General features: G+C 69.0%; 22 protein-coding genes and 1 tRNA gene. 14 read left to right on the top strand and 9 right to left on the bottom strand.

Annotated elements, in window-relative coordinates:
* Positions 1–30: 30 nt before the first annotated feature.
* A complete protein-coding gene (locus E0H92_RS34960; protein WP_131499267.1) occupies positions 31–498 on the bottom strand; it encodes a GatB/YqeY domain-containing protein in 468 nt (155 codons plus the stop codon).
* A gap of 26 nt (positions 499–524) precedes the next feature.
* Here E0H92_RS34960 and E0H92_RS34955 point away from each other — a divergent pair, with 26 nt between their 5' ends.
* From E0H92_RS34955 to E0H92_RS34915, 9 genes are all read left to right on the top strand, one after another.
* Positions 525–1460 carry a metallophosphoesterase gene (locus E0H92_RS34955; RefSeq protein ID WP_131466715.1) on the top strand — a complete coding sequence of 312 codons (936 nt, stop codon included), beginning with the start codon at positions 525–527 and terminating at the stop codon, positions 1458–1460.
* 24 nt (positions 1461–1484) lie between these two features.
* Positions 1485–1561, top strand: a tRNA-Pro gene (locus tag E0H92_RS34950).
* Positions 1562–1628: 67 nt separating this feature from the next.
* A complete protein-coding gene (locus tag E0H92_RS34945; protein ID WP_131499266.1) occupies positions 1629–3017 on the top strand; it encodes a J domain-containing protein in 1389 nt (462 codons plus the stop codon).
* A 4-nt stretch (positions 3018–3021) separates the two neighbouring features.
* Entirely contained in the window at positions 3022–3651 is a 630-nt protein-coding gene (gene lipB / locus E0H92_RS34940) for a lipoyl(octanoyl) transferase LipB (RefSeq protein WP_131466717.1), read from the top strand.
* A gap of 9 nt (positions 3652–3660) precedes the next feature.
* On the top strand, positions 3661–4146 hold the full coding sequence (locus E0H92_RS34935) for a hypothetical protein (protein ID WP_131466718.1): 486 nt from the start codon (positions 3661–3663) through the stop codon (positions 4144–4146).
* The gene (locus E0H92_RS34930; protein WP_131466719.1) at positions 4139–4837 is read left to right on the top strand and encodes a carbohydrate-binding family 9-like protein; all 699 of its coding nucleotides are present in this window, start codon (positions 4139–4141) and stop codon (positions 4835–4837) included. The genes E0H92_RS34935 and E0H92_RS34930 overlap by 8 nt, the downstream gene beginning before the upstream one ends.
* Positions 4838–4880: 43 nt before the next feature.
* The gene (locus tag E0H92_RS34925) at positions 4881–5813 is read left to right on the top strand and encodes a tetratricopeptide repeat protein (RefSeq protein WP_131466720.1); all 933 of its coding nucleotides are present in this window, start codon (positions 4881–4883) and stop codon (positions 5811–5813) included.
* A 130-nt stretch (positions 5814–5943) separates the two neighbouring features.
* The gene (locus tag E0H92_RS34920) at positions 5944–6699 is read left to right on the top strand and encodes a CoA transferase subunit A (protein WP_131499265.1); all 756 of its coding nucleotides are present in this window, start codon (positions 5944–5946) and stop codon (positions 6697–6699) included.
* 1 nt (position 6700) lies between these two features.
* Positions 6701–7330, top strand: coding sequence for a CoA transferase subunit B (locus E0H92_RS34915; RefSeq protein ID WP_131499264.1), 630 nt, complete (start codon positions 6701–6703; stop codon positions 7328–7330).
* On the opposite strand, the gene E0H92_RS34910 is transcribed toward E0H92_RS34915, so the two are convergent.
* Positions 7320–8540 (bottom strand): alpha/beta hydrolase family protein, encoded by a 1221-nt coding sequence (locus E0H92_RS34910; protein WP_131499263.1) that lies wholly within the window; start codon positions 8538–8540, stop codon positions 7320–7322. The genes E0H92_RS34915 and E0H92_RS34910 overlap by 11 nt on opposite strands.
* An 87-nt stretch (positions 8541–8627) precedes the next feature.
* Here E0H92_RS34910 and E0H92_RS34905 point away from each other — a divergent pair, with 87 nt between their 5' ends.
* Positions 8628–9521, top strand: a complete 894-nt coding sequence (locus tag E0H92_RS34905; protein ID WP_131466724.1) for a carbohydrate kinase family protein — start codon at positions 8628–8630, stop codon at positions 9519–9521.
* A 113-nt stretch (positions 9522–9634) separates the two neighbouring features.
* Here the strand turns inward: E0H92_RS34905 and E0H92_RS34900 are convergent, their stop codons facing one another.
* Positions 9635–10150, bottom strand: coding sequence for a hypothetical protein (locus E0H92_RS34900; RefSeq protein ID WP_131499262.1), 516 nt, complete (start codon positions 10148–10150; stop codon positions 9635–9637).
* A 51-nt stretch (positions 10151–10201) separates the two neighbouring features.
* Positions 10202–10885, bottom strand: a complete 684-nt coding sequence (locus tag E0H92_RS34895) for an NUDIX hydrolase (RefSeq protein WP_131499261.1) — start codon at positions 10883–10885, stop codon at positions 10202–10204.
* 78 nt (positions 10886–10963) lie between these two features.
* Here E0H92_RS34895 and E0H92_RS34890 point away from each other — a divergent pair, with 78 nt between their 5' ends.
* Together E0H92_RS34890 and E0H92_RS34885 are read left to right on the top strand one after the other, a co-directional pair.
* Complete coding sequence (locus E0H92_RS34890) at positions 10964–11962, top strand: SPFH domain-containing protein (RefSeq protein WP_131499260.1); 999 nt, start codon at positions 10964–10966, stop codon at positions 11960–11962.
* Positions 11959–12834: an NAD(+)/NADH kinase gene (locus tag E0H92_RS34885; protein WP_131499259.1), complete on the top strand. Its 876-nt coding sequence runs from the start codon at positions 11959–11961 to the stop codon at positions 12832–12834. Before E0H92_RS34890 ends, E0H92_RS34885 begins: the two co-directional genes overlap by 4 nt.
* Here the strand turns inward: E0H92_RS34885 and E0H92_RS34880 are convergent.
* Positions 12783–13724, bottom strand: a complete 942-nt coding sequence (locus tag E0H92_RS34880) for a hypothetical protein (RefSeq protein WP_202873988.1) — start codon at positions 13722–13724, stop codon at positions 12783–12785. The genes E0H92_RS34885 and E0H92_RS34880 overlap by 52 nt on opposite strands.
* Before the next feature lie 142 nt (positions 13725–13866).
* Entirely contained in the window at positions 13867–14613 is a 747-nt protein-coding gene (locus E0H92_RS34875; RefSeq protein WP_131466728.1) for an SDR family oxidoreductase, read from the bottom strand.
* Positions 14614–14702: 89 nt separating this feature from the next.
* Between E0H92_RS34875 and E0H92_RS34870 the strand changes: the two genes are divergently transcribed.
* On the top strand, positions 14703–15518 hold the full coding sequence (locus E0H92_RS34870; RefSeq protein ID WP_131466729.1) for a helix-turn-helix transcriptional regulator: 816 nt from the start codon (positions 14703–14705) through the stop codon (positions 15516–15518).
* Here the strand turns inward: E0H92_RS34870 and E0H92_RS34865 are convergent.
* The 3 genes from E0H92_RS34865 to E0H92_RS34855 are packed head-to-tail and all read right to left on the bottom strand — an operon-like array spanning position 15494 to position 18248.
* On the bottom strand, positions 15494–16411 hold the full coding sequence (locus tag E0H92_RS34865; protein WP_238153270.1) for a hypothetical protein: 918 nt from the start codon (positions 16409–16411) through the stop codon (positions 15494–15496). The genes E0H92_RS34870 and E0H92_RS34865 overlap by 25 nt on opposite strands.
* Before the next feature lies 1 nt (position 16412).
* Positions 16413–17333: a hypothetical protein gene (locus E0H92_RS34860; RefSeq protein ID WP_131499258.1), complete on the bottom strand. Its 921-nt coding sequence runs from the start codon at positions 17331–17333 to the stop codon at positions 16413–16415.
* Between the two features lie 21 nt (positions 17334–17354).
* Complete coding sequence (locus E0H92_RS34855; protein ID WP_238173730.1) at positions 17355–18248, bottom strand: hypothetical protein; 894 nt, start codon at positions 18246–18248, stop codon at positions 17355–17357.
* A 147-nt stretch (positions 18249–18395) separates the two neighbouring features.
* On the opposite strand from E0H92_RS34855, the gene E0H92_RS34850 reads away from it, so the two are divergent.
* Entirely contained in the window at positions 18396–20285 is a 1890-nt protein-coding gene (locus tag E0H92_RS34850; protein WP_131499257.1) for a CocE/NonD family hydrolase, read from the top strand.
* The last annotated feature ends 19 nt before the right edge of the window (positions 20286–20304 follow it).

The following is a 20304-nucleotide window of genomic DNA, read 5'->3' as shown; positions in this document are numbered from 1 at the left end:
CCACTCTGGACGAGGCCCTCAGTCGTTCGCTCAGGCGCCGAGTTGGCGTTTGACTTCGGCGGAGACGACGGAGCCGTCGGCCTTGCCCTTGACCTTGGGCTGGAGGGCGCCCATGACCTTGCCGATGCCGCGCGGGCCGAGTTCGGCGGCGCCGGTGGCGGCGATGGTTTCGGTCACCAGGGCCTTGATCTCGTCCTCGGAGAGCTGCTCGGGCAGGTAGTCGGCCAGGATGTCCGCCTCGGCCTGCTCCTTCTCGGCGAGCTCGGCGCGGCCGGCGTCGCGGTAGGCGACCACGGACTCGCGGCGCTTCTTGGCCTCGGAGCTGAGTACGTCGACGATCTCGGCGTCGGTGAGCTCGCGGGCCTCCTTGCCGGCCACCTCCGCCTTGGTGATCGCGGTGAGCGCCATCCGCAGGGTCGACTTGCGGATCTCGTCGCGCGCCTTGAGGGCGGCGGTCATGTCGTCGTGCAGGCGCTGCTTCATTCCGGAGTTGGACATGACCACGATTGTGGCAGGCTGGTGAAATGAGCTTCGTCAGGACCGCCCTCAAGACCGCAGCGGTGACAACCGCCATGGGGGCCGCTTGTGTCGCGTATGCGGCCGCTATCGAGGTGCGGTGGTTCACGCTGCGCAGAGTGACGGTGCCGGTGCTGCCCGAGGGGACCGCGCCGCTCAGGGTGCTGCATCTGTCCGACCTGCACCTGATGCCGACGCAGGAGAAGAAGATCCGCTGGGTCAACGAACTGGCCGCGCTCGAGCCGGACCTGATCGTCAACACCGGCGACAACCTCGCGAGCGAGTACTCGGTCCCTCCGCTGCTCCGTGCGTACGGCGACCTGCTCGACCTGCCGGGCGTGTTCGTGTTCGGCTCCAACGACTACTGGAAGCCGCACTTCAAGAACCCGGGCAAGTACCTGTTGCCCGCGAACAAGCAGCGCCACAAGCCGCACGGACCCGACCTGCCGTACGAGGAGATGCGCCGCGCGTTCAGCGGCGCCGGCTGGACGGACCTGAACAACGCCAAGGCCACGCTGAAGGTGAACGGCCTGCGTCTGGACTTCGCCGGCACCGACGACCCGCACATCAAGCGCGACCGGTACGACGAGGTCGCGGGCGAGATCGACCCGACGGCGGACCTGTCGATCGGCGTCACGCACGCGCCGTACCAGCGGGTCCTGAACGGCTTCGTCGGCGACGGCTATCCGCTGGTCCTCGCCGGGCACACCCACGGCGGTCAGCTCGCGGTGCCGTTCTACGGCGCGCTGGTGACCAACTGCGACCTCGACACGTCCCGCGTGAAGGGCCTGTCGACCTGGGGGTACGACGGCCGTCAGGCAGCCCTGCACGTGTCGGCAGGGCTCGGTACGTCGCCGTACGCGCCGGTCCGTTTCGCCTGCCGTCCGGAGGCGACGTTGCTCACCCTCGTCCCGCGCAATAACCCGATTTCGTCCGGACGCTGAGCCCATGTAAGCTACTCGCGACTTCGGGCTGTGGCGCAGCTTGGTAGCGCGCTTCGTTCGGGACGAAGAGGTCGCAGGTTCAAATCCTGTCAGCCCGACCACCATTGAGGGTCAGTCACTGCGGTGACTGACCCTCAGTGCGTTCTGTCGTGTCGTGGAGGTGCTGGGGTGGGCGGGGCCGATCACTACGAAGTGCTGAACGTCGAGCGCACGGCCAGCGCCGCCGAGATCAAGACCGCGTACCGGAAGCTGGTCCGTCAGGTGCACCCGGACCAGGGCGGCAACGCGGCGCTCTTCCGCCTCGTGCAGGAGGCCTGGACCACGCTGTCGGACCCGGTCAAGCGCGCGTCGTACGACCGCCTGCTCGCCGGCCAGTCGACCACCCGCGAGCCGGATCCGCGGCCCCGGCCCGATCCGCGGCGAGAACCCGATCCACAGCCCGATCCACAGCCTGAGCCTGAGCCCACCTGGACCTGGTCGACCGACCAGCCCTGGTCGAACGAGCCGTCCAGCGAGCAGGCGTCGAGTGAGCAGCCGGAGCAGTCCAGGACAACCGGTGAGCGGACCCAGCCGGTCAACACAGGCCCGATCCACGCCACCCCGACCTTCGGCCGCTGGCGAGTCCCCGCCCTCGTCGCGCTGACCGTCTTCGCCGCCCTGATCATCTGGATCCTCGCCACCACCGACTACAACGGCTTCTGGGACGTCGTCTTCGGAGTCGGCACCGCCGCGATGATCGTGGTCGCGATGCCACCGCACTGGAGCAGGCGGGTGCCTCTCGGCGGCCTGTTCAAGGTGCTCGGCGTCCTCACGGCGGCCTTCCTCCTCGTGGCACTGTTCCTGACGTTCAACCCGTTCGCGGCGAGTGGCGTCTCCACAGTCGGTCGAGTTCTGGTCGGAGTGGTGGTCGCCGGCCTGATCGTCGTACGGATCCTCACCGGGCGCTGGTCGACGGCGCATGCGCTGGATCAGGCGATCGACCGGACCGCGGCGTACGAGTTCAACCTGTGGGGCCGTCCCGGTGAGCCGCTCATCGACGATGCGCTGGCGGCCCCGATCTCGGCGTACGACGTGCTCCTGCAGCGGCGTACGGCCAACCTCCTCGACCCTGTGATCGGAGCGCTGCCTGCCGCGAAGCTGGTGCACGGTGCGCAGCTCGGTGCGGTCGCCGTCGATCACATGCTGCTCAACGGGAACCGCGTCGCGCTGATCGTCTCGCTCACGGGACCGCCCGGTGCCTACTCCCTCGACGCCTACGGGTCGCTCGTCTTCAACGGCCAGCCGATCGACAGCCCGGCGCCCGCGCTCGAGGCCGCTGTCACCGCCTGGAGCGGGCGGCTCCGAACGGCTCAGGTGCGCGGCTTCCTGATCGTTCACCCGACCGTGGACGGGCAGGGCGGGATCATGACGCAGGGCGGCTCCGAGGCCGCCGTGACGTGCCTGTCGGCCCGGTCCGCCGATCGTGAACTCCTCAACTGGCTGGAGCCGGAGGGCAACGTCCTCGACCGCCGCCTGCTGTACGACGTCCTACGCCGCGCGCCGTACGGCCTAATGTGAACGTATGCAGCGGGTTGATCTCGGTGAGGTGGAGTACGACGTTGCCGCGAAGGACATGCGTGGCTGGGTCGAGGAGCGTGTTGAGGGCAGGGCCGAGGACCGGCTGTTCCTGCTGAGTCATCCGCCGGTGATCACCTACGGACCGCGGACGGTGCTCGACGACCTGCCCGCGGAAGCGGCCGCGATCCCGGCTGTGCAGGTGGACCGCGGCGGGTTCGCGACGTACCACGGCCCCGGCCAGCTGGTCGGGTACCTGGTGATCAATCTGCGTCAGCGCGGCCCGGTCGACATCGTGCGCTGGGTCGAGAACGGCCTGATCGACGCCCTCGGGTCGCTCGGTTTCCCGCTGGTCCGCCGGGACACGCCGAAGGGCGCCAGCAGCCTGGTCGGTGTCTGGACCGAGGACGGCCGGAAGCTGTGCTCGATCGGCATGCGGATCCGGCGCGGCGTGACCAGCCACGGGTTCTCGGTCAACGTGAACCCGGACATGACCGTGTTTCACACGTTCACCAGCTGCGGGCTGCACGACGTCACGATGGTCTCGCTCGCCGAGCTGGCCGCGGAACAGGGCCTGGCCGCACCCACCGACGCCGACGTGCGCGATGCCATCGCGAACAACCTGGGAGCCCGATAGCCTGCCGCAATGAGTCAGGAGGAGGACGGCGACCGGATGCCGGACGATCTGGAAGCCGTGCTGGAGGCCGCCGACGACGAGGCGGAGGAGGCCCGCCCGGGGCGGTACGACGCGCCGCCGCTGCCGCCGGGGCTGATTCTGGCCGTTGTCGGGCTGCTGTGCGGGTTCGCGACCATCGCGCTGGTGTGGCTGAGTGAGCGCGGCTGCGAACGGTTCCGGGACACCACGAACTGCGGCGCCCTCGGGCTGCCGCTGCTGATCGTGATCGTGGTCGTCACGATGGTGCTCGGCGGTACGGCGCTCAGCCGGCTGGCGATGCCGCACCCGAAGCTGATCCCGTTCCTCGGCGTCGCGTTCATGGTCGCGCTGGTCGTGGCGTTCCTGACCGGCCACCTGGACTCGCCGTGGATCCTCGCCGTCGTACCGGTGCTGACCGCCGTGACCTTCCTGCTCGCCAACCTTCTCGCCCGACTGCTGGAGCGTGCCGATGCCTGACCTGCCCGTCTACGAGTGCCCGCGGACCGCCACCACGCCGAATCTCGACGGCACCCTGACCGACCCGGCCTGGGAGACCGCGCCGTGGACGACCGGCTTCGTCCCGATCCACGACGGCCCCACGCCGCGGTTCCTGACCCGGGCGAAGCTGATGTACGACGACCAGTACCTGTACGTCGGCGGCCTGCTCGAGGAGCCGCACGTCTGGTCGACGATGACCGAGCACAACAGCAAGCTGTTCCACGAGAACAACTTCGAACTGTTCCTCGACCCGGACGGCGACGGGCAGAACTACTACGAGTTCGAGATCAACCCGCTCGGGACGATCTGGGAGCTCACCCTGCCGAAGCCGTACGTCGACGGCGGCGTCCCGATCGACCCGACGAATCTGGCCGGTCTACGGACCGCGATCCACGTCGACGGCACCCTCAACGACCCGTCCGACACCGATACGGGATGGTCGGCGGAGATCGCCGTACCGTGGGCCGAGTTGGCGCCGTACAACAAGGGCCGCGCGACGCCGCCGAACCCGGGTGACGAGTGGCGGATGAACCTGATGCGCTGCGAGTGGCCGCACGAGGTCGTCGACGGTGCGTACGTGAAGGGCGACGACTGCGAGTTCTGGGTCTGGTCGCCACAGGGCATCGCGGACATGCACCGCCCGGCGACCTGGGGTGTGCTCCGTTTCTGACCCCGTGACACGGCGTTAACACGGGCGAGCGACAATGAAGCACGTGAACTTGGGGGGCTCCGGCGAACCACACAGTCTGGAGGCGGACCAGGTCGTCAGCGCGATCGAGCGCGCGTGTGAGAGCGACCTGCGGACCGCCCTACGGCTCGTTGCGCGTTATTCGGCGTACTGGTGGTCGAACGGGCTCCAGGACGAGGCCGCCGCGGCGGCAGAGCGGGTGCTCAGCATGCTCGGCCGGACCGTCCCGGTCGGGCTGGACGAGGAGTACCTGCTCGCCGTCATCCACGGTGCGGCGTCGGCCGAGCAGGAGCAGGTGGAGCTGGCCCAACAGGTCGTGCTGACGTCGACCGGCCCGTTCCGGTACTCCGTGACGGTGCTGCTGTGGTCACTCGTGTTCGGACCGTTCGAGCCGGCGGCCGTGGTCGAGGACGTACTGGAGCGCAACGAGGCCGGTGACGCCTGGACGCGCGCAGCCGTCGAGCTGTGCCGTGGCTACCCCGGTCTGACGACAGCAGCACCGGGTGACGCGGCACAGAGCCTGCGTACGGCGCTGGGCCGCTTCCGGATGCTGGAGGACCGGTGGGGCATGTTCCTGGCCGTGAACGCGCTCCGTCAGGTCGTCGACGAGCCGCTGGACGTCACGACGGAGGCCCTGAGGCTCGCGGAGCACCTGTGCCTCGCGGAGGAGACCGGGCTGCTGCTGTGTGAGCGCGCCGAACTCTACCGGCGGATGGGGAAGCTGGAGGACGCGCACGAGGACTACGGCCAGGCGCTCTCCATCGGTGAGCACGCCGATCTCCCGGAGACCGTGGCGGCGGCGCGCGTCGGGCTCGCGCGGACCGCTCGTGGCGCCGGCAATCTCCCGGCGGCGCGTGCGCATCTGTCCGCCGTCCTCGCGATCCCCGGCCTGGAGCTCGCCCACGACGAGGCGATCCTCGAACTGGCCGCGCTGAACGCCTCCGAAGCCTCGGCGTAGGACCTGACCACACCTCGCGGTGGTACGCCACCACACTGTGGCACCGCCCACATCGCGGGACACGGGTCGGCTGGTTAGAGTCGGAGCGAATCGGACGACAACAACACCGGCCACTGCAACGGAGCAGCTGATGGACAAGACGTACGGGTCGCCGCAGGAAGCGGTGGCGGACATCGGGGACGGCGCGAGTCTGGCCGTCGGCGGCTTCGGGTTGTGCGGCAACCCGATGCAGCTCATCAGCGCTCTGCACGACAAGGGGGTCTCCCGGCTCAGCGTCGTGTCGAACAACTGCGGCGTCGACGACTGGGGACTCGGTATCCTGCTCGCCGACAAGCGGATCGCCAAGATGACGTCGTCGTACGTCGGGGAGAACAAGGAGTTCGCCCGGCAGTTCCTGTCCGGTGAGCTGGAGGTCGAGCTGACCCCGCAGGGCACGCTGGCCGAGAAGCTCCGGGCCGGCGGCTGCGGGATCGCCGCGTTCTACACGCTGGCCGGTGTCGGGACGCAGGTCGCCGAGGGTGGGCTGCCGCAGAAGTACAACGCGGACGGTTCGGTCGCGAAGGCGTCGGCGCCCAAGGAGACGCGGGAGATCAACGGTACGACGTACGTGCTGGAAGACTCGATCACCACCGACTTCGGGCTGGTGCACGCGCTCAGGGGCGACACCCACGGGAACCTGGTCTTCGACCGCAGCGCGCGGAACTTCAACCCGCTGGCCGCGATGGCCGGCCGGGTCACGATCGCCTCTGTCGAGGAGCTGGTCCAGCCTGGTGAGCTGGACCCGGACTCGATCCACCTGCCCGGGGTTTACGTCCAGCGCGTGGTTGCCGTCGGCAAGGACATCGAGAAGCGGATCGAGAAGCGCACCGTCCGGAAAGAGGTCTGAGATGCCACTCACGCGTGAGCAGATGGCCGCCCGGGCCGCCGCCGAACTCGAGGACGGCTCGTACGTGAACCTCGGCATCGGTCTGCCGACCCTGGTCCCGAACTACATCCCGGACGGCGTCACCGTCGTCCTGCAGTCCGAGAACGGCATCCTCGGCGTCGGCCCGTACCCGGTCGACGGCGAGGAGGACCCGGACCTGATCAACGCCGGCAAGGAGACCGTCACCACGCTGCCCGGCGCCTCGTTCTTCGACTCGTCGCTGTCCTTCGGGATGATCCGCGGCGGCGCGATCGACGCGGCCATCCTGGGCGCCATGCAGGTCTCGGCCACGGGCGACCTGTCGAACTGGATGATCCCCGGCAAGATGGTCAAGGGGATGGGCGGCGCGATGGACCTGGTGCACGGCGCGAAGAACGTGATCGTGCTGATGGAACACGTCGCCAAGGACGGCTCCCACAAGATCCTCGCCGAGTGCGACCTCCCGTACACCGGCCGCGGCGTCGTGAACCGGATCATCACCGACCTCGCCGTCCTGGACGTCACCGACGACGGCCTGCAACTGGTCGAACTCGCGGAAGGCGTCACCTTCGACGAACTCCAGGAAAAGACCGGAGCCCCGATCAAGCGATGAACTTCGTCTCCGGCAGCGCGCGGGTCCAGTCGTACGGGCGGTGCCGGAGGTGCTGGTCGAAGAACGCCGGGATGTAGGTGCGCATGGCGCGGAGTACCTGGTCCGTGTTCGCCGTACCGATGGTGTTTGCGATCAGCTCCGGCGGGACGGTGAAGAAGCGCTGGAACCACGGGATCAGCGCCTGGTAGTCGACGAAGCTGTAGTGGCGGCCGTTCGGCAGGTTCAGGTCGCGCTTCCAGCCGCTCGAGTGGTCCCAGAACAACCCCCAGGACGGGTCCGTGTGGTGGTCGTGCGGGCCTGGGCCGATCGCGCCTGAGCCCATCAGCAGGAACGGGCGGTTCGTGCCTTGCGCGACGGTCGGCGCGTCGGCCGGGTCGTCGTACCCGTAGCCGAGCTCGCCGTCGAGGTCGATCGCGGCGCGGACCCGCGGGTCGGCGACCAGGAGGTCGATCGAGCTGAGCCCACCGGCCGAGTGGCCGTACGAACCGACGCGGTCGAGGTTGAGGATGCCGCCGAGACCGGCCGGGAGGCGGCGCTGCTCTGCATCCGGGTTCTCGCCGCGGTCGAGGCCTTCGAGGCAGTCCAGGACGAAGCGCAGGTCGGCGTACCGCGTGCTGCGGGCGAGCAGGGCGTACGGCTTGGGCGGAAGGGTTTGCACCTCGACGCGGTGGCCCGGGAACTCGACCGCCGCGGCTTCGTACGTGTGGTCGACGGTGACGACGACGTACCCGCGGCTCGCCAACTCGGCCACCCCGATCGAGGCCAGCCCCCGCGGCACACCGAACCCGGGCGAGAACAGCACCACCGGCCGCTTCCCCCGGCACACCGGGGCCAGCAGCCCACCGTGGCTCTTGGCCCCGGCCCAGTCGACCGTCCCGACCGGTTGCTGCAGGGCGATCGCGGCGCCTTCACCGAACACCTCCGCGGTCAGCGGGAGCAGGTACGGCGCGGGCGCGGTCACGCGGCTCGCCGGGTACCAGACGCTGATCATCAGCTCGCGCGGGCGACCGGGAACGAACGGATCGTCGCGGCCGGCGTCGACCAGGTGCAGTTCGGTCGTGCCGACCGGATGCGGCCCCGTCGGTCGAGGCAAGCGAATCGGCACGGCACCGGCGGCAGCGAACGCGGCTCCTCCACTCAGTGACGAGCCGGCGAGGCCGGCGAGTGGGGTGAGGACGGCTGAGGCGATGAGCTTTCGGCGGTTGAGCATGGACCGACTGTGCCCGAAGACCAACTATCCGTTCAGCTTGCGAAAGACACCTGTGATCCCTGGCGAAAGTCGGGTATTACGGGACGGGTGGAGTTGGATGTGCTGGTCATCGGCGGAGTAGGCATCGACACGATCGTGCGGGTGCCCAGCCTGCCGTTGGCGGATGTGGACACGGTTCCGGTCGAACCGATCGAGTCGTACCTGGCGCACACCGGTCACGGCGTCGCGCTCGGCTGCCACCTGCTCGGGCTGAACGCCGGGCTGGTGGACGTGATCGGCGACGACCCCGAGGGCGCGCGAATCCGCCGTACGTACGACGAACTCGGCATCCCGCTGCGCGTCGTCCTGCACCCGAGCGGCACCCGCCGGTCGGTCAACCTGGTCTCCCCGGACGGTCGCCGGCTCTCGATGTACGACGGCCGCCACCCGCACGGCCTCCGCGTCGACCCGAACCTCTGGCGCCCGGTGATCCGGCACGCGCAGCACGTGCACGTCTCGATCATGGACTTCGCCCGCGACGCCCTTGGGGACGCGATCGCCGCGGACCGTTCGATCTCCACCGACCTGCACGACTGGGACGGCCGCAACGACCACCACAAGGATTTCGCGACCGCGTCCGACATCGTCTTCGTCTCCGCCGCGGCCCTGCCCCCCGACGGCGTCGAGTGGATCCTCGCCAACGGCCGCGCCGACGTTGTGGTCGCCCTGGCCGGCGCCGACGGCAGCTACCTGCATGTCCGCGGCGAACCGGTCCACCACGTCCCCGCGATCACGTTCCCCGACCGCCCCGTCGTCGACACCAACGGCGCCGGCGACGCCTACGTGGCCGCCTTCCTGGCCCGCTACCTCGACGGAGCCCCCTGGCAAGCCGCCGCCACCGCCGGCACCGTAGCCGCCGGCTGGGCCTGCACCTCCCCCGGCACCCACACCAACCTCATAACCGCCGAAGACCTCGCCCTCCGCACCAGAGAGCTCGCATGAACCCACGTGGATCGAGGTGACGGCCTGTATAGTGGTGCGTAGCTCAGGGCAGTAGCCCTCGGGAAGTGAACCCGGCAGTCATCCGGACGGTTGGCGAGCCGGGTTTCGCGCGTCTAGACCCGGATCACGGTCGAGTACGGCGCGACGAGATCGCGCCATTCACCACCCTTCGCCCACGACCAGGCCACCGCGTCGGGTATCCACAACAACGGATCCGCGTGGGCAGCGAGCAGCTCGTACTGCAGACTCTCGGAGCAGTCGTAGCGCCGCGCGGCGCGGAACAACACCTGCTTGTCCAAGGTCGCGGTGGACTCGTCGCGTTCGACCACCAGCCGCTCCGCCGACCCCGCGATGTCACGCACCATCGCGGCCAGGCAGTCTCGGCGAGCGGCGACATCGTTCTTGTCTGCCTGGTACAGCCGCGCCGCGATCCCGAACTCGGCAATCACACCGAGAATCTTCCGCCGCCGAGGCGGGGACTCCTTGGTGAAGTGAATCCGGCGCTCGCGAGGCAGCAGAAGGCTTGCCATCGTTCGGCGGTATGCGTTCACATCCACCGCGGGGCAAACGGTTGCCGCCATGAGCAGGCCCTTGGCCTTGCTCTCGTCGACAAACACGTGCGCAGGCATGGAGAGAACTCTAAGTGCCTGTATCTACAGCACAAAGTCACCGTCAACAGGTCAGGGGCGGGTCATGGGTGGGTGGAGGGTGGTGGCTGTGCCTCGGTGGAATAGTTGGGCGGGGCGGCCGCCGTCTCTGGTTGTGGTGGTGCCGGCGGGGGTGACGAAGTCGGGGGTTTTGGTGACTTTGCGGTGGAAGTTTCGGGGGTCGAGCGGGAGGCCCCAGACGGCTTCGTAGACGCCGCGGAGTTCGGAGATCGTGAACTCCGGGGGGCAGAACGCGGTGGCCAGGGGTGAGTACTCGAGTTTGGCGCGGGCGCGTTCGACGGCGTCGGCGAGGATGCGGTGGTGGTCGAACGCCAGCCGACCGGAGTCGTCCAGTACGTCGGTGGCGTCGACCCAGCTCGCCGACGCTGCGTCGGAGCCCGCGACGGGCGCGGGCAGATCGGGTACCAGGGCCAGGTACGCCACGCTGACCACCCGGCCGCGCGGGTCGCGATCGGGAGCGCCGTACGTCGCGACCTGCTCGAGGTGAATGCGCTCCGCGGACAGCCCGGTTTCCTCCGCGAGCTCGCGGCGGGCGGTTGTCTCCAGGTCCTCGTCCGGACGCACGAACCCGCCGGGTAGGGCCCACCGGCCCTGGTACGGCGGGATGCCGCGGCGGATCAGCAGCACCTGGAGGCGGCCGTCGCGGACGGTCAGGATGACCAGGTCGGTGGCCAGGCCGAGCGGCTCGAAGTCCATCGTCATACTCTAATCGTCATCTTGACGAGAAGTCACTCGACCCCTTATCGTCATAGTGACGACAAGGAGAACGAAGAGATGGCAGACATCACCCGGTTCCGGTTCATCAGCCACCTGCGGGCCAACCCGACCACCCACGTGCGGCACCTGCGCAACGGCAAGGTCGCGCACGACGGCGCCGGCCAGGCGTTCTGGTTCCGGGCGCTGAACTCGTCGCTGAGCGAGATCCCGGTGGACGACCGTGAGCAGCCGCTGCTGTTCCACGGCCGCACGCAGGACTTCCAGGACGTCGTAGTGCAGGCCACGGTCACGTACCGGGTGACCGACCCGGCGCTGGCCTCGGCCCGGCTGGACTTCGGCATCGACCCGGACACCGGGCTCTGGCGGTCGACCCCGCTCGAGCAGCTCGGCGGGCTGCTGACGGAGCTGGCGCAACAGACCGCACTCGATCTGCTGGCCCGGATGACGCTCACCGAGGCGCTGTCGGAGGGCATGACCGCGCTGCGTCAGGCGGTCGGCACCGGCCTGCGGGAGGACCAGCGGCTGACCGGGCTCGGCATCGGCGTGGAGGACGTGCGTGTGGTTGCGGTCCGCGCGGAGCGGGACGTGGAGAAGGCGCTGCAGACGCCGACGCGCGAGATGGTGCAGCAGGCCGCGGACAAGGCGACGTACGAACGCCGTGCGATGGCCGTCGAGCGCGAGCGGTCGATCGCGGAGAACGAACTGCAGAACCAGATCGAGCTCGCCCGTCGCGAGGAGCAACTGGTCAACCAGCGCGGTCAGAACGAACGCACGCGGGCCACCGAGGCCGCGGCGGCGGGTCAGATCGAGACGCAGGCCGCGGCCGCTCGTCAGCGGGCGCTGGCCGAGGCGGAAGCGGATGCCAAGCGGGCGATCGGGGCGGCGGAGGCCGCGGCCGAGAAGGCCTTGCTGGAGGCGTACGCCGACCTCGACCAGGCAACCATCCTCGCGCTCGCCATCAAGCAGGGCGCTCTACCGGAGATCGGCACCCTCAACCTGACCCCAGACCTCATCACCCCACTCCTCACCAAACTGACAGCAGGAGCAGACGCGTGAGTCTTCCGCCTCGGGCAGTGATTGTGCATCGGGCGACTGAGTTGGCGGAGTTGGTTGCTCGGCATGGGACGCGGCAGCAGGCTGGGTTCTTTTTGGCTGGGCGTGGGCGGGATCTGGCGGAACTGGATGCGCGACATCAGGCGCAGCAGGACGCGCTCGCGACCGTGTCGGCGGCGATCCCGCTCGACTGGCGGCGTGCCGTTGCCGAGCGCAACGACCTGGACAGGTTCGGGTTCGGGCCGGAGGACGTGGTGATCGCGGTCGGCCAGGACGGGCTGGTCGCGAACGTGGCGAAGTACCTGGACGGGCAGCCGGTGATCGGGATCAACCCCGAGCCGGCCCGCAACCCCGGCGTACTCGTCCCGCACGAGCCCTCCGCTATCGCCGATCTCCTGTCCGAGCGTCAGGTCGCCGAGCGGACAATGGTTGCCGCGAGCACCGACGACGGCCAGCAACTGATCGCGTTGAACGAGGTGTACGTCGGCCACCGGACGCACCAGTCCGCGCGCTACCGGCTGAGCTCCCCCGACGGACTACCCGAGCGGCAGTCCTCGTCCGGGATCCTGGTCGGCACCGGCACCGGATCGACCGGCTGGTGCCGATCGGCGTGGCAGGAACGCCGCAGTCCGTTGGCGCTGCCAACGCCGACCGATCCGGTGCTGTGCTGGTTCGTCCGCGAGGCCTGGCCGTCGCCGGCGACCGGCACCGACAACACCGAAGGGTTGCTGAAGGCACCGGATACGTTGACGATCACGGCCGAGTCGGACCTGGTCGTGTTCGGTGACGGAATGGAGTCCGACACCTTGAGCATCGGCTGGGGTCAGCGGATCGAGATCGGCGTCGCCCCGGTCAAGTTGCACCTGGTGGTCTGAATCGTGGCGTGCCACGCCGAGTACAGCCGCCGCGCCGACCCACCGATCGGGCCGACCGCGTTGAACACCGCTCCCCGGCTAGCCGGCTTGGCGTTCTCGATCGCCTCGACGGCCTGCTCGGGCGCGGCGATCGTCGACGAGCAGACGTCCAGGATGTAGCCCGGCACCTGCAGCTTCGGGTCGACGCAGCCGACCAGCGGTACTCCGACGGCCGCGACGATCGGGAACACCGTGCCGGGGATCCCCACCGCGCATTCCACTGTCGCCGACTCCGGTACCGAACCCAGCGCGCTGATCTCGTACTGCTCCCAGAGCGTCCGGTCCTCCCGCGGATGCAGGCCGACCACGATGTGTTTGCCCGCTGCCTCCAGCTTCGCGGCCGCGTCGAGCAGCAGCTGCGTGCCGGGCGCCGCGTCGCCGGTCTGGTCGGGGTGCGTGACGCTGGTCAGCACCAGCACCCGGTCCTTCCGCGGCGCGTACGCCGGCAGGTTGTCGGTCTGCGGCGACCCCACCATCCGCACCCGACGCCGCAAGCCCAGGTACGCCGCGAACACGTCCGACTCGGCCGGCGACGCGGCCGTCACGAGCTCCAGCCGCGACCGGAACTCCTTGGCTCGCGGCGCCTCGACCGGCTTGAGATACGCCAGCGAACTGGCCGCCATCGGCAACCGCTTCAACGCCGCCGCGACGTCTGCGGGCCAGTCCGAAGCGCCGTTCACCACCAGCAGATCAGCCTGCGGTACGTCGTTCAGCGTCGCGACCGGTACCGGGTCGCCCGGCTTGATCTGGGTCAGATCCGGAACGACCTGCACCAGCTCCCACCCGCGCCGCGCAGCCTCGGCCAGCAACGGTTGCGCGTGATAGGTCCCCCACGGCTCATTCGTTGCCAACAGCACCCGAGTCCGCCGGGGCCGAGCAGCCACCGAAAGCCCCGGCACAGCCGCAAGCCCAACCCCGAGTGCCCCGGCCTTCAACACCGTACGTCGCGTCGCAATCATGCCCGCGACCCTACGAATCCCCGGTGAACAAACGTTAGACCTCCTTCGACGGCTGGATGATCAGGTGCGGGAGATTCACGTCCCGGGGACGGCTGACGACGTACGCGATCAGTTCGGCGACCTCGGCGACGGGTACGGCGGGGAGGGTTGCGCGGAGGTCGTTGACCGCCGCCTGGAGTTCGGGCGGGAAGCTGTCGGCGAGTTCGGTGCCGTCGATCATGCCGGGCTCGAGGTCGGTCACGCGGATCCCGTCGCCGGCCAGTTCGGCGCGCAGGGTCCGGGTCAGGTGGCTGACGCCCGCCTTCGAGGCGCCGTACACCGCCATGCCGGGGTTGATGCGCTCACCGGCCAGCGACGACACGTTGATCAGATCGGTCGTGCGGGCCGCGGCCGACCGGCGCAGGGCCGGCAGGAACGCGTGCGTGACGTTGATGACGCCGGTCAGATTCACGTCGACCGTCCGGCGCCACGCGTCGATCGGACCATCGGCGAACGGTTCCACGTGCATGAGCCCGGCGTTGTTCACCAGCAGGTCGATGTCGCCGAACTGGCTCTGGACGAGGTCGGCGGCCGCGGCGACGGACTCGTCGGAGGTGACATCGGCCGGTACGACGAGCGCCGTTCCGCCGGCCTCCGCGATGTCGGCGGCGACCTTCTCGAGCCGGTCGCGGCGCCGGGCGAGGAGTGCGACGGACGCGCCGTCGGCGGCGAGACGAGTGGCGACGGCGGCGCCGATTCCGCTGGCGGCGCCGGTGACGAGGGCGATGCGTGCTGTGCTCATGGCTTCAGCCTCGCCGGGATCACGCGAGCGCAGGAGATCCCCTTCCACCGTAGGTCTGGCAGTACCACCCAGTCGGCGATACTGGTCAGATGAGCGCGCGACCGCAGCTGGGAGAGTTCCTACAGAGCCGACGCGCCCGGGTGCGGCCGGAGGACGTCGGCCTGCGGCCGGGAAACGACCGACGGGTCGCGGGCCTGCGTCGCGAGGAGGTCGCGCTGCTGGCCAGCGTCAGCGTCGACTACTACGTCCGGCTGGAGCAGGGCCGCGCCGGGAACCCGTCGACCGCCGTGCTGACCGCGGTCGCCGACGCGCTGCGGCTGGACCAGGCCGAGCGTGACCACCTCCGCCAGTTGGCTTGCTCGGCGCCGCCCGCCGTACCGCCGACGGCGCCCGTACGGCCGCAGCTGAAGGCGATGATCGAGGCGATGCCCGGGCCGGCGATCCTTGTCGACCGGCTCAGCAACGTGCTCGCCTGGAACGCCGCCGCGCTGGAGGTCGTCGCGGACTTCAACGACCCGGCCCAGCGCAACCTGGCGCGCCTGTACTTCCTGGACCCCAGCTCACGCGAGTACTACGCCGACTGGGAGACCGTGGCGCAAGACGCGGTCGCACTGCTTCAGCGAGCAGCGGCGGAGTACGCCGACGACACGGAGCTCGACGATCTCGTCGACGAGCTCCGCACCGCCAGCCCCGACTTCGACCGGTTCTGGACCACCCAGAACGTCCAGAACCGGTCGCACTGCCCGAAGACCCTCAACCACCCGACGGGCGGCGAGCTGACCTTCACCTTGGAGTCACTGCAGCTGCCCGGCGACGACGGTCAGTACGTCATCACCTACACCCCCGCCGATCCCGCCACCACAACCTGGCTGACCGACCTTCATTCGCCGTTGAGCCAGTCGTAGAAGGAAACCCCCGACAGCCGGAAGTGGACCGGGTCGGTGAAGGTGCCGTTCACCTTGCCCAGGCCGTTGATGACCGTGGCGGTTCCGTTGGCGTGACCAACGGCATACGCGTAGCCGGCGCCGGTGTCCTTGTCGATGCCGAGGAGCAGCGTGCCGTACTGCCCGCACGCGTCGGCGATCAGCGTCTCGAAGCCCTGCCAGGTGCCGGCCCGGACCTGCTTCACGATCGGCTTCATCGGCGACGTGGTGGGGATCCGGATCGTGTAGAGCCCACCGCTGCGGGTATTCGCGATGAAGGTGTCGTAGGTCTGCGTCTTGCTGATCACGGCCATCGACTTGACGGCGGAGAAGCCCGGGTACGAACCACTCGCGCGCAGGCCCGCGGACGTCCAATGCCAGCGGAACAGCACCCCGTCCTTGCGCAAGCCGTACAGCTCGGTCCGCGGGACGATCCCGGACCCGACCGGTTTGTCGAACGTGGCCCGCTCGACCTGGGTGAAGTTCGACCAGCCGCCGCCGATCCGCGTCGGCGCCCATCCCGGCTCGACCTCGCGGTCGCCGTTCAGGTAGTACCCGCTGTTGTACAGCCCGTCCCCGATCACGACGTACCCGGACCGCGAGGTGTCGTTGCCGGCCCCTGGGTAGTCCTCGAAGTAGGTGCTGAGCCGAACTGCCCCGGGCGCGTACAGCTTCAAGGCCGTTGAGCCCCCGCTGAGCGACGGCGGGTTCGTTGCCTTCAAACCGCGGAAGACGTGCTCACCCTGCGCCGTGACCGCGCCGATCCCCGCCGAGCACGCCTGCGTTGTCGCCTGCGGGGCGCCTGAAGCGGCCGACGGGACGAATCCCGCCGCCAGGACCGCGCACCCTGCCACGGCCACCATGCGTCGCCACATGTCAGCCTCCGTTCAGGGGGTCGTAGGCCGGGGTGAAGCGGAAGTGCTCCCAGTCGGTGAAGGCGCCCGGGGCTTTGCCGAGGCTCTTGATGACGGTGGACGCGCCGTTCGCGTGGCCGACCGCGTACAGGTAGGCGGTCTTCGTGTCCTTGTCGATGCCGAGCAGGATCGAACCGGTCTTGCCGCACGGCGCCGCGACGAGCTGTTCGAAGATCTGCCAGCTCGACGTCCGCACCGGTGTGATGACCGGCTTCAGCGGGACGCTGGTCGGGATCTTGACCGTGTACAGCCCGCCCGCGCGGTTGTTCGCCAGGAACATGTCGTACGTCGGTGTCGTGGCGATCAGCGCGAACGACTTCATCGTGCTCATCCCGGTCACGTACCCGGTGTTGCGGAAGCCCTGGCCGACATCGGTCCAGCGCCCGAACTTGCCGTACATATCCTGCGAGTACAGCATCGTCCGGGTCGGCTTGCTGGTCGCGGACGCCTTGTACTGCGACTGGATCAGGAACCGGCCGCCCCACCCGTTCCCGATCCGCTTGAACACCGGCGTACCGACGAGCTTCCCGTCGCTGCCGATGGTGTACGTGCTCTCCATCAGGTAGCCGGCGCCCCAGACGACCTTGCCGCTGCGGGTCGTCCGGCCGTTGCCCGCGGGGACCGCGGTGAAGGAGGTCGGATTGATCACGGCGTACGGCGACGTGTACACGTCCGGAGTTTGCAGCGCCGGACTCACCGTCGGCGGCGCGGTCGCGGTGACGACCCGGCTGTTGACGTTGGACGACGAGTCCCACGACCCCAGCCCGAGTGCGCAGGCCGCCGTGGCCGCCGCGGGTGTGGCCGCGGCCGGCTGGACCACCGGGCCGAGCGTGAGCGCCAAGCCGGCGGCGCCGACGAGCCCAAGGGCCTTACGGAACATCATGCAGATTCCTTTCGGAGGGGGTCAGTCGCCGTTGGCGACGTCGAACTCGGGGATCGGGACCCAGCGGAAGTAGACCGGGTCCGCGAAGGTCGCGCGGACCTTGCCGCGGGGTTGGATCAGCGTCGACAGGCCGTTCGCGTGCCCGACGGCGTACAGGTAGGCCGTCTTCGTGTCGCTGTCGATGCCGAGCAGGACCGTGCTGTTCCGGCCGCAGGCGGCCGCGGACAGGGTCTCGAAACCCTGCCAGGTCCGGGTCCGCACCGGCGTCACGATCGGCTTCGCGGTACCGACGGGGATCCGGATCGTGTAGAGCGCACCACCTCGCGTGTTCGCGAGGAACGTGTCGTACGTCGCCGTGTTCGCGATCAGCGTCATCGACTTCACCGCCGCGAATCCGGCGTACGAACCGGCCGCGCGCCAGGTGCCGTTGTCGACCGTCCAGCGGTACAGCACGCCGTCGTTCCGGAGCGCGTACGCCGCCCCCCGGCGGAGCTTGCCCGGGTACGGCGCCTGGTACTGCGAGACCTCGAGCGTCCGGAAGTTGCCCCAGCCGCCGCCGATCCGCCGGAGCACCGGTTGGTCGATCACCTGCCCGTTGAAGGTCAGGTAGACGCTCCAGTAGAGCGCGTCGCCGATCACGACGTACCCGCCGCGTTGCGTACCCTGCGGCACCGGCTCCTCGGTCTGCCGCGCGCTGAGCCGGACCTGCCCGGGTTTGTACACGATGGGCGCCAGGTCGTGTGACGTGCTGATCGGCACCGTCGTCTCCACACCGAGCTTGCCGTGCGCACCGTCGGCGGTAACCGAACCCTGCCAGACGGCGCAGACCGGGTTAGCGGCCTGGGCGCTCATCGGAACCAGCGCGGTCAGCGTGAGTACTGCGGCTCCCGCCAGGGCAGTCAGTCGTCGGTTCATGTCGCCCCCTCTCAGAAGATCTGATACGAGGCGGGCACGGAAAGTTGCGGGTGAAGTATTACCCGTGCTGTTCACGAAAGGTGAGCGCGCGAGTGAGTTCTGTGCACAGAATAGAGCCTCACCTACCGCCCATAGGGGGATTCACGTATGCGCAGAACTCGGTTTCGGGCCGGGATGGCCCTGGTGCTCGCGGCTATGGTGGCACCGGCCGCCTCGTTGACCGCGGTCGCGGTACCGTCCAGACCCTTCGTGCAGGGCACCGCGACGGTGGCCGCGTACGACTACGACAACGCGATCCGGGAGAAGGTACAGGTCGACGTACCCCGGCTCGACGGGGACGCGAACGGAATCACCGACCAGATCACCGTCGACATCATCCGGCCGGGCGAGGCGGCCCAGGCCGGGATCGACGTACCGGTGATCATCCAGGCCTCGCCGTACTACGCGGGGGACCCGACCACCTACTTCGACGCGACCGGCACCCGGCAGGTGTTCGGGAGCTGGCTGGACAACTACTTCGTGCCCCGGGGGTACGCCGTCGCGTTCGTCGACATGCCCGGGACGTTCCGGTCGACCGGCTGCTCCGACGTCGGCGCCGACCTCGAGGTACTCGGCACCAAGGCCGTCATCGACTGGCTGAACAACCGGACCACCGGGCACAAGCCGGACGGCAGCGCCGCGAAGGCCGACTGGTCGACCGGTAAGGCCGGCATGATCGGCGTGTCCTGGAACGGGACGATCGCGAACTCGGTCGCGAGCACCGGCGTCCGCGGCCTGGAGACGATCGTGCCGATCGCGGCGATCTCCAGCTGGTACGACTACACCCGCGGCTTCGGGGTGCCGTTCTACGACGAGTACATGGGCTTCCTGCACGACTACGTCAGCAACGACGCCTCGCCGCGGTGCGAGGAGCTGACGAACGAGATCGAGCAGGACTCCGACACCCGCACCGGCTCCTACAGCAAGTGGTGGGACCCGCGGAACTACCGCCTCGACGCCTCGACGGTCCACTCCAGTGTGTACGTCGTGCACGGGCTCGGCGACGAGAACGTGAAGACCCGCCAGTTCGGCGAGTGGTGGGACGAGCTCGCGAAGCGCAACGTGCCGCGGAAGATCTTCCTGCACCAGGGCGTGCACCTGGACGGGTTCAGCTTCCGCGACGAGTGGGTGGACAAGCTGCACCCGTGGTTCGACTACTGGCTGCAGGGCCTGAAGAACGGCGTGATGGACACACCGCAGGCGACGGTCCAGCGAGAGGACGGCTCGTTCGTCGACGAGGCGAAGTGGCCGGCGGCCGGCGCCAAGCAGACCATGCTGAAGCTCAGCAAGCTGACCGGTACGAGCAGCCCGGTCAGCTTCACCGGGACGGACAAGGAGTCGGCGGACACCGTCGTACTCGATCCGACCACGCCGCGCACCGACCGGGCCGTGTTCCTCAGCGACGAGCTGGAGAAGGCTGTTCGGGTCAGCGGCACCGGGAAGGTGTCGGTGCGGGTCAAGGTCAACAAGGTTGCCGCAGGCATCAAGGCGCGGCTGGTCGACTACGGTACGGCGAACCGGTACGTAAACGTCACGAACGTGCCGGACACGCGCGTGTGCTGGGGTGACGGCAACGCCCTCGACACTGGCTGCTACGCGAACACCCAGATCAACACCGCGGTCTCCGACACGTCAGTCGTCGTACGCACACTGGCGGACATCGGGCACTACAAGTCCCCGTACGTGAAGGAATCGCTCCGCTCAGACCGTTGGTACGACCTATCATTCGAGCTGAACGCGGACGATGTGGTCTTCACCGCCGGCCACCGCCTGGGCCTCGTCCTGACGGTCGAGCCCGACAACCCCTCCATCCCCTTCACTGGAGCGACAATCACCCTCGACCCCACCCGCTCCTCCCTCACCCTCCCGTTGACGAGCTACACCTCGTCCCTCCAAACAGCCGAACAAGCCCGAGTCCCCTCCACCCGCCTGGCCCAGCCCGAGCCGGAGAAAGACCCCGTCAAACTGATGCAACAGATGGTCGAAGCGTCCCGCTGACCGAGCTAACGTCCGAAGA

It is taken from the genome of Kribbella speibonae, assembly GCF_004331375.1.
Taxonomy (GTDB): domain Bacteria; phylum Actinomycetota; class Actinomycetes; order Propionibacteriales; family Kribbellaceae; genus Kribbella; species Kribbella sindirgiensis.
The sequence above is the reverse complement of the archived record's forward strand: the minus strand, read 5'-3'. Positions and strand labels throughout refer to the sequence as shown.